At 46.5% G+C, this 9,420-nt stretch carries 10 protein-coding genes and 1 pseudogene; all 11 read right to left on the reverse strand.

The annotated features are described in order from the left end of the window. Positions 1-180: 180 nt before the first annotated feature. A complete protein-coding gene (locus ACIPZC_RS25765; protein WP_400630343.1) occupies positions 181-1,068 on the reverse strand; it encodes a T6SS immunity protein Tli4 family protein in 888 nt (295 codons plus the stop codon). Positions 1,069-1,186: 118 nt separating this feature from the next. After that, on the reverse strand, positions 1,187-1,753 hold the full coding sequence (locus tag ACIPZC_RS25770; protein ID WP_400630345.1) for a hypothetical protein: 567 nt from the start codon (positions 1,751-1,753) through the stop codon (positions 1,187-1,189). Positions 1,754-1,788: 35 nt separating this feature from the next. Beyond that, positions 1,789-2,649 (reverse strand): hypothetical protein, encoded by an 861-nt coding sequence (locus ACIPZC_RS25775; RefSeq protein WP_400630347.1) that lies wholly within the window; start codon positions 2,647-2,649, stop codon positions 1,789-1,791. Positions 2,650-2,855: 206 nt separating this feature from the next. Continuing rightward, entirely contained in the window at positions 2,856-3,200 is a 345-nt protein-coding gene (locus tag ACIPZC_RS25780; protein ID WP_400630349.1) for a DUF2515 family protein, read from the reverse strand. Between the two features lie 35 nt (positions 3,201-3,235). Beyond that, positions 3,236-4,114 carry a T6SS immunity protein Tli4 family protein gene (locus ACIPZC_RS25785; RefSeq protein WP_400630351.1) on the reverse strand — a complete coding sequence of 293 codons (879 nt, stop codon included), beginning with the start codon at positions 4,112-4,114 and terminating at the stop codon, positions 3,236-3,238. Positions 4,115-4,583: 469 nt separating this feature from the next. After that, the gene (locus ACIPZC_RS25790) at positions 4,584-4,994 is read right to left on the reverse strand and encodes a hypothetical protein (RefSeq protein ID WP_400630353.1); all 411 of its coding nucleotides are present in this window, start codon (positions 4,992-4,994) and stop codon (positions 4,584-4,586) included. Positions 4,995-5,028: 34 nt separating this feature from the next. Next, the gene (locus ACIPZC_RS25795) at positions 5,029-5,226 is read right to left on the reverse strand and encodes a hypothetical protein (protein WP_400630361.1); all 198 of its coding nucleotides are present in this window, start codon (positions 5,224-5,226) and stop codon (positions 5,029-5,031) included. A gap of 83 nt (positions 5,227-5,309) precedes the next feature. Beyond that, the gene (locus ACIPZC_RS25800) at positions 5,310-6,278 is read right to left on the reverse strand and encodes a T6SS immunity protein Tli4 family protein (protein ID WP_400630355.1); all 969 of its coding nucleotides are present in this window, start codon (positions 6,276-6,278) and stop codon (positions 5,310-5,312) included. Between the two features lie 668 nt (positions 6,279-6,946). Then, positions 6,947-7,543 carry a lipase family alpha/beta hydrolase gene (locus ACIPZC_RS25805; RefSeq protein WP_400630357.1) on the reverse strand — a complete coding sequence of 199 codons (597 nt, stop codon included), beginning with the start codon at positions 7,541-7,543 and terminating at the stop codon, positions 6,947-6,949. A 288-nt stretch (positions 7,544-7,831) separates the two neighbouring features. Then, positions 7,832-9,106 (reverse strand): T6SS immunity protein Tli4 family protein, encoded by a 1,275-nt coding sequence (locus ACIPZC_RS25810; RefSeq protein WP_400630359.1) that lies wholly within the window; start codon positions 9,104-9,106, stop codon positions 7,832-7,834. A gap of 2 nt (positions 9,107-9,108) precedes the next feature. Further along, positions 9,109-9,420 (reverse strand): annotated as a pseudogene (locus ACIPZC_RS25815) (type VI secretion system tip protein VgrG); the annotation flags it as partial.

The following is a 9,420-nucleotide window of genomic DNA, read 5'->3' on the forward strand; positions in this document are numbered from 1 at the left end:
AGTTTCTCCGGGTCGTACTCGGTGTCCTGCACCAGCACGTCGAGGGTGTAGCGCGGGGTGCGGCCAATGCGCTCGACGCCGTGGGCGCGCAGGGCTTGGAGCGCGTCGGCCCCCAGCGGGGTGGTCAGCTGCAACAGGCGGCTGTATGGCGAAATGTATAAATCCTTCGCCATCATCCATCTACTCCGGAAGAGGTTTAAAACCGTATAGCAGCTCATCCCAAAACGCCAACGCTTCCTCATTCGATTTAAAATTGCTTCCATTTTCATGAGTGCCTAACCCAATCGCAATATAAGGGCGCGTATTTGATTCTAATGTGCCATCATATTCGAATTGGAAGGCATAAAATGGTTTGCCATCTATTATCGTGCTAACTGCCACTTCTTCCCCATCGATGCCGCCTACAGTTCGCTTGTTCTTTCGAAGGATCTGTAAACGGCCACTGTTTGACAGCTCACCTACTACGGGATCATATTCCCTTTGCTCGAATCGCTCGAGAAGGCTGGGTTCTTTATCGACAATGCTTTTTGTAAGAAGGCTTACATAGTTCCCTGTATGACCCTTAATTTGGGCACCCATATAGACAGATTCGAAAAATTGATTGTTGGGGAGTGTGGAATAACCAGCCTCCAATGCGAATGCTCCCTGCGGGGGTTCCGCATCAGGGCGTCTGAAATAAATGGCATTGCTTAGTTTACGCATGTTCTCTACTGCTTCAGGTACACCGTTTGGTGTGACACGTTTGATCATCATGTGATACAGCGTGTTTTTGCTTGTGAGTAAGTAGGCATTGAAGGTGTAGAGTGTGCTGAGCCGTGAAAGTAAAAGCACGCTACCATTGTCGAGATGAATTGTTTTCTCGTATTTGCTGCTGGTCCCGCGAGCAACTCCTTTTTCTAGGTCTTCAATGAGGCGTTGAGTAATGACTGGCAGTTGAGATTTTCCGTTTTTGCTTACCAATTCAAGTTTTTCATCAAAAATCTTGTAGTCAGCAGCGATTTCTGAGCCTCGTGGGAGCGATAATTGAAAACGGCCGAAGTAGTACGTGTTCCAGTTCTTTTCAGGCATGACGGCCTCTCTTGGTTTGCTGGTGGCTGCGAAAAGGGAGCATGATGCGCATAATAAAGCTGCAGCCATTAAAATTCGGTGTGCTAAATTCATCCTAGATCCCTTTCCTATTGAAATGTCAAATGCTATTAGAGATTTTTATTAGGCTGTATAAAGTGGCGAATTGCGTTCGACCGGCTTTGTCAGTGTAAGCATCTTGGTGGCCGTAACCCGCGGAGTTATTGAATGCTCCTTCTTTACAGTAACGGTTCAGTATTCCACCATTTTGTCCGTGAGCAAATGCGCCGTGCACGCCTGGTTTACCTCGGGGGGCAGTAGATGAGAATGCCGGAACCGTACCGTCGCCAAAGTAGTAACCAGGCCCAATGCTCAGGGTATATAAGCCGTTTAGCGTGATCTCTGCGTCCAGGTTGTCGCTGCTCAAATTGACTGTTTTGATATCGAGACCTTGGAGGGTATTAGCTGCCCACTCAATTGTTCCCCAAGTATAAAGATTGGATGATTTCGGTTTGGCAGCATAATGCACGAAAGTGTTCGTATGGTACTTTTTTTCTATGTCGCTGTGAAAAAATTTCACTTCATCAATTACATCGCAAAGTTCTTGCCGCAAAGACGGCTGCGTTGTTTTAATTTTCTTCAATAGGCGGCCGCTTTGCGAGAGCGGGGTGCCGAAGGTCAGGTCCATGACAAGGGGTCTCCTGAGTGGGACTGAAAAACGGGTTATTCCAGGGCCTTGATGGGCGGGTCCTGGTAGTTTTCATCGATGGCGATGCCCATCTTTTTTAGGCGTGCTTCGGTTTGGGCGCGTTCTTGTGCCATGCGTTTGAGTATGGGGGGAACGAGGGATTTCCAGTTTTCACGGTCTTTTTCACCTTCAACGAAGCCTTTATAAAATTCGGATTCAGATTCAAAGTTAAGCGTGAACAAGTAAGAGCCGATTTTTTGTGGCGCTTGAGTGCTTTTCTCACGTTGAACACGAAATAGAAGATAAACTCCATCTTTGTAGAAATACCAGCTGTTTATCGTTGGAAGGGCAAGCCAATCTTCGGCGCTCAATTTTAAAGCGGGATCTTTCCATGGCCCTGTACCGACTGGGCTGACAAGTATTGATCGAGCATTTTCGAACTTTTTTGCTTCCTCGCCGGAGAGTCTTGCTTCGTTCTGAAAGATATATCTGTTCCAGCCTGCAAGTCTTAGCTTATCTACTTGCTCATAGAAGTAGCGCATGGCCTGGTGGTGCTCGGAATCCTGTGGTACGCCACCTAGCGTCACCCTGGCATAGTTGATGATGTTGCTTTCAAAAGTGCCTAGAGTGGTACTGACTATATCATCAAACTTTAAGCTGTCTGTGCCTGAGTTGATTGTTAAGTTTGCACGCGATGCGTTGGCAAATGATAGCGAAAATTTGTAAAGGCACAGACCCTGAGCGCAGTCTTTGTTAAATTTGGCAGATGACGATGAAAGTGCCGCATCAACAGGCGTGCCAATTTCAAGTTGAATGTTGGGTTTATTTGTGCTCAAGCTTGGTTCACCACAAGCAGAAATAAAAATGAATAATAGGTAACCTATTTTTTTAAACATTGTAACTCCATTCGGAGATGTCTTGGATGCTTTGCTTCATGTGATCGAACTTTGTGGTCATCAAGCGGTGATAATTTCGGCAATATCTGTAATTAAGTTTATTCGGTCAATCTTGTTGTATAGTTGCCCTTCTGTCATAACGATATCGAATTCCGGATTATTGGTCTCGCATTGAATGCTAAGTGAGGCAAGGCGTCGAGGCGCTCCTATATGGCCTCCCATAGTGCTTGGCCTCTTAATAGTGTCTTGAAGCCCAGGCTATTATAAATTAAAGGTTGGAGTATCACGAGCTGCTCATGTCGCGCAATGGCCATGAGGGACTCATATTGCATTTCGCGCCGTAATTTGCCTGGCTGTAGATGCTCAGTCCCATAAATAAAACCGAAACCGTCTCTGGGGTCGGGGTAATTTGCAGATGATTGATTACTGGAAGTGCTTCTTCGAGCCAGGGTAGCTCTTGAAATGCACGGAGTAACCGATAAGTTCCACATAAGTAGAAATAAATTACTGAAACTCTTCGCTTGGATTTGCTGCGGGGTGCGAAACGGCATAAGATCACACTGCACGCCGCAGCTATTTGCTACTTTTATATTCGCTTTAAGCTCTCCACTACTTCATCCCAAAATTGGAGTGCTTGTTCATCATTCTCAAAACCGGGACCACCATCGACTGTGCTAAGCTCGAGTACTGTGTAGGGCTCTAGACTGAGTTCAGGGGTGCCTGGAAACTCGAGCCGAAACGCGTAGACGTTTTTCCCTTCAGCCCTAGTTTTTATTAATAGTTCTTCAAACATTAATCCGGCAACATTTCTTTTACCTTTGCGAATGACGCTTGAACGAGTAAGGAGGTTTTTTAAAAGGGGTAAGGCGCCCGCTGATCTCTCTTCAAACCTAGATAGCAGTCCCGGCTCTGGCTGTCCAATCACCTGCGTATCGAAAGTCAAATGAATTCCGGGTATTGATGAAACAGGTAGTCCTATTGAAACTTTTTCATCGAATTTGTCAATCGGTAAATTCATGTACCCAGCCTCTAGCGCAAAAGCTTGGTTGGGTGGGTGCTCCGCGGGATTTCGATAATGGATGAGACTATTTAGTTCTTTGGCTCTAGCGATGGCTTTTTCAAATGCACTGAATGGTATGGATTCGACTTGTTGACGATAGAGTGTATTTTTTGGGGTTAAGTAGTAAATATAAAAATTGTACTTGTGATCCTTGGATATTACGATTTTCCCCCCGCCATCAAGTGGAAGTGTACGTTCATATGCCTCGGTATAGCCGGCATTGCGCTTGCGAGTGATTGTAGCGATTACCTCTGCAGTGCTTTTAGGGAGGTCGCGCCTGCCATTGTTGCTGATGAATTCTATTCTCTTCTTCACAACTTCATACGAAGACCATATGCCGTTTCCGTCGGTAGGGACCAGAATGGAGTAGCGTCCGAAATAAAAGATATTTTTCTCATTCGGCATGCTTTCAGCTCCAGCACCTACGCACCATAGCAATGTTAGGACAGTGGTTAGTATTACCGTTCGAAGATATTTATAATTAGCTAGGCTTCTAGAGTTAGACATGCTGGAATACTCCTACGATGCTGTAGAGTGTGGCAAATGAAGTTGGGTCTTCTGTGTCAATATCTGCTCTTTGATGCTCGTAGCCAGTAGAGTTATTATAGATTCCCTGCCTGCAGGCCGTGGGTTTAATGTACTATGTTTTGTGATGTGCAAAAGCTCGCTCGGGTTGTTGGGAAATACCTTGAGCTTGCTGACGAGCAGGGTGCTACCGTCCCGTTGTGGAGGAGTACTTCGGTGCAAAGGTGGACTTATATCCGGCGTCAAGCTCAACAGTCCCCTGTTATCATCTTTGGTCATTTGAGCTCATTTATCTTTCCCTAGTCAATCCAAACAGATCGCCACGTTTTGTCTATCTATGTGAGAAGCGCTAGTTCTTTTGCTTTCCTAGCATAATGAACGTAGGTGTATGCATTTTGGTGTTCATAACCTGGTGCGTTGCTATGGATGCCTGGTTTGTAGTATTGGTTAAATTTCCTCCGTTTTGGCCGTGAGCGAAAAGGGCTTTGATCCCCTTGTGGCCTCGAGACGCTGTTGATGATAGAGCAGGAACCGTCCCATCGCCCGGATAAAAGCTGTGACTGATTTTTAGAAAATAAAGTTTATTTAAGGTTATCTCGATATTAAGATTATCTCTAGTTAATTTGGCACTGTCAGCATCCAGGCCATCGAGATTACCTGGTCCGCACTCAACGCCCCCCCCCCCATGAATAAAGGTCGCTAGACTTTGACTCTGCGGCATAATGTACATATGTTTCAGTATGGTAGTTTTTTCAATCATGCTGTGAAACTTTTGAACTCGATCGATAAAGGTATTAAAAATGTCTCTTAAGTTGCTGGTTCGGGTCGTACTCGGTGTCCTGCACGAGCACGTCGAGGGTGTAGCGCGGGGTGCGGCCAATGCGCTCGATGCCATGGGCGCGCAGGGCCTGGAGCGCGTCGGTACCCAGCGGAGTGGTTAGCTGCAATAGGCGGCAGCTCTGCGAGAGCGAGGTGCCGAAGGTCAGGTCCATGACATGCGGTTCCAGAGAGATCAGGGAAAGCCATCGTTATCGATGGCGCTTAAATTTGTGCATCTGCTCGAACTGCTATTTATTTATCGAGACTTAAGGGAGCTAAGCGCAGCATCCCATATCGCCATGAATTGATCCTCTGTAGGAGAACCGTCCTCGCCGGTTGTAGAAAAGCCGGCGGGTGACGCGGGCTTAAGTTGTGTAATGTAACTGAAGTCCAAGTCTATAGATATTTCGGGTCTATCTATTTTTTCTGGAGTTCCTGGGAAGTACCACTTTGCATGAACTTCAGTGCGATATACCCCTTCGGATAAGTAAGTGGCAGCATGAATATTTTCTTCGCCGCTAAGTCCATCTAGACTGCGTTTGTTATTGCGGAAAGTTTTACGTGTGAAATCATTTTGGGAAATCCAGTCTGCTTCGGTCACTGGGTTGTAATTATCAAGCTTTTGCTCCGATAGTGGTAGATGAGGTTCGCCGATGTAGGCTGCCGACTTAAAAGAGGCTGTTAGGTTTTTGAATTTATTTATTTTGAATATCAAGTTTGCGGATTCGTCAAGACTGCTGTGCTCGATGCACGCCTGAGCGAAACAGAGATGTTGGTTGTTAGCATTTGATTGACTAAGCTTCACTTTGCTCCAAAGGACTTTGATTTTGTCTTCAGCACCAAGCGTGTCGTCATTGCCAAACTGAAACATTAAGTTGTTCATCCAGCCGAAAGCCATTGTTGAATGGACGACTTTGTTTATTTCTTTGCCGTCTAACCCTTGCCCCGTTATGCGTATGTGATCGTATTGAAATAGCGTTGCGTCTCCGGGTAAGTTTTCCCGGATTGCTGGGCCTTCTTTATTTTTCTTGTTTCGCAGTTCAATTTCAGTCCATGCTTTTTCGACATGGCGAGCGGTGCGAGCCTCGAGAAATCTCGGCAAGATCTTAATAGGTATACCGTCAAGATTAAGAAATGCTTCTGACATCTCGGCACTATCAGGTAGCTGCATGATATATTTGCCCACCAAAACCTCACTGCTTGAATGGTCTTCATGTAAATTCATGGGCGTCTCAACTCCAAAGCATGTGAAGGATGTTAGCGGTTGAGCAAGTAATGCGCATAAAGTTACTGCTCCTGTTTTTTTTAAATGATTCAATTTTATGGTTGGCATAAGTTTTTTGCGTGCTTGGATAGGCTGATTATGGAGTGTAGTGTAACAGCTCTGACAGTTTTGTTGTCATATGAATGCGCGTGATCAAATCCTTTAAGCTTCGCTGAAAACGTTACAAACTTTGTTAGAGCATCCGCTGAATGCGTGGGCACTGTACCGTCACCAGAATCGTCTGGCGAAGCCATAGTAGCCCTGTAAGCGTCTCCGCTGTAATCAACCCCTATCAAGGCTGGCCCCTGTAGAGGTTGGTATGCAACCTTTCCAGCGGTCGCAAGATTTTTAAGGATGACGTAGTTGGCTTGGTTGTCAGCTGCTAATTTCAGGTTTGGCGTAACCTCGATAGGTGGAGGATTTGAATAGTTGCCTGTGGTATTTCGGACGCCTTCTATAATCCATTGAATTTTATGCCACGCAGGATATCCCCTGTCAGTGCCGTAATGCGCGTATGTCGCGGGAAAATAGTAGTTTCCAAGTTCGGCGTGAAATTCTTCTGCGGACTTGAGGTTCTTTAAGTATAACTCCCAAGCTTCAGAAATTGGGGGAGCGTTTTTTTGCGGGGGTCAACTAACTGCGGGTCGTATAAGCGCCACCACGAAGTGGTATTGGCATAGATTTCTTTGTAGGGGTTGTTCTTTTCGGGTCGCGACATTAGTGCTGTTGTGTCTTTTGAACGCCAATGAAACATTTAGCCAGTTGTTCCCATAAAGCTGGTTCGGTAACAGCTGCAGCGGACCTGGGGATGCGAAAATTGGAGTTACTTCACGTGCATTGGCTCCGATGGCGAGACGACCTGCCAGATCCTCCCACCCAGCCCTGACTCGACGATAGTCTGTTGCGGCACCGATTGCTGGTTGAACACCATGAACGATGCCTAAAATATGTTCGGGATGCTTTTGCGCGCAGCGTCTTGCAACTAAACCTCCCATGGAATGGTTCACCAATATTACCTGCGAACATTTTAATTTTAATCGAGTAGCACAGTCGGAGAGTACGAACTCGATGAATTTGGCCAATTCGTCGGCGGATTCTTCATTGCTTCTAAGCCAGTTATACCCGGAAGCATAGACGGGGTAGCTCCAAGCAGAGGCCTTTTTATATGCGTCGATGTCAAGCGGTTCGTATCCGTGTATGGATTCAATCCATAATGCCGGGAACAAAGATTATTGGAATCGCCTGCCTGGGGCTTATGTACAATAAATTATCTGCACAACCCTGGTTCTCCAGCGGAGCCGATGCCTGTTCGCGCCCGTCAGGTCCTATTTCGGTTTGGAGCGTGGTCTGTTTTTTTTCCATGCGACACCATTAGTTATTCGATGATCTTGAAGAGATACTTACCCAGCATGTCGCTTTTCTGCTGCTGGGCTGTCGTTGAAGACGATGCTAGGTAGCGTATGCTCTCGACTAGGCAATGGCGCGGTTCCGAGCGCATCAACCATCAAGTTACGCTATATGCGACTTAGACTGGCCACCAGCTTATCCCAGAAATCGATTGCCGATTGGTCATTTTCAAATCCTGGTCCGTTATCTATCGTGCTTAATTCCAGAACGGTGTACGGCTCCATGCTTGAGTTAGGAGTTCCAGGAAATTCAAGGCGGAAAGCATAACTATTTTTTCCTTCCGATCTTGTCTTTATTAATAGTTCCTCAAACTCTAGGCCTGAAATATTTTTATTGCCCTTTCTAATAATGGTAGTGTTAGTTACCAATTTTTTGAAAAGTGGTAGTACCCCTGTTGATTGTTGCTCAAATCTCGAAAGAAGTCCAGCCTTAGGATTGCCAATAAGTTGTGTGTCAAATGTTAAGTGGATTCCAGGCACGGATGATACGGGAAGGCCAATGGATACCTTCTCGTCAAATTTATTAATTGGTAATTTCATGTATCCAGCTTCAATAGAAAACGTCGCGTTTGGCGGTTGGTCTGCTGGATTGCGGTAATGAATAGAAGCATTTAACTCCTTTGCTATTTTGACGGCATCTTCAAAGTCTTCATAAGGAATTGATTCGACTTTCTGTCGATACAGAGTATTTTTCTTGGTTAGGTAATATATGTGGAAGTTGTACTTGCGGTTTTTCGATACTATGATTTCACCCCCGCCTTCGAGCGGGATTGTTTGGTCGTAGTCTTCAGCATAGCCAGCTTTGTGCTCTTTGGTAATTTCTGCAATAGTGCTTTTGCTGTTTGTCGCTATATCTCGCTTTCCGTTTTTACTGATAAGTTCAATTCGTTCCTCTACGACCTCGTAAGAGGTCCAAATGTTTGCACCGTCGGTGGGCACTTCAATCTTATACCGTCCGAAATAGAAGGTGTTGTTATGATGTTGCATGCTTTGTGCTCCGGCCGAAGTGCAGATTGTGATGGCTGTAATAATGGCGAATAATTTCGTTCTTGACTTTGTCATTAAATATCCATAGCTCGATTTAACATGCTGAGATATCCTCACAATACTATAAGGCGTCGTAAACAGCGTGCGACCTTTTGTGTCGTTATATGCATTCTGGTGTTCGTAGCCAGATGAGTTGTTGAATTTGCCATGCCTGCAAACCTTTGGGTAAAGGGTGCTATTGTCTCCATGAGCAAATGCTGCTCGGGTGGTTGGAAACGCTCTCGAGCTTGCGGCAGAACAGACAGGGACTGTGCCGTCGCCTGGAGAGTATTTGGGGCCGAATGAGAATTTATATCCCGAGTCGAGTTCGATATTTCCGGTGCTGTCATCTTTCATGATCCGGCACGCGGCTCGTGCACGCTGCCCCAGGCGGGACCGCTGCTGGGTTGCAGCATGCGCAGCCAGCACGAACTCAACTCACTGTCCTGGCTCAGGCGATCCCAGTGGAAGCGCACGCACAGGCGGTTGAGGCTGTCGGTGAACACTTCATGGCCGCTGGGGGTGACCACCACGGCGGTCTGCGGGCCGGGGCAGGTGGGTTTGGCGTGCTCGAATGGGCTGCGGTAGGGCGCGCTGTGCAGCTGGCCTTCGAAGGTGCTGAGGAAGAAGCCGTAGGAGGCTTCGCTCAGCTTCGAGCCGAGCAGGGCATC

Origin of the sequence: Pseudomonas sp. NPDC089743 (assembly GCF_044748785.1) — a bacterium.
In the GTDB taxonomy this organism is placed as follows: Bacteria; Pseudomonadota; Gammaproteobacteria; order Pseudomonadales; family Pseudomonadaceae; genus Aquipseudomonas; species Aquipseudomonas putida_X.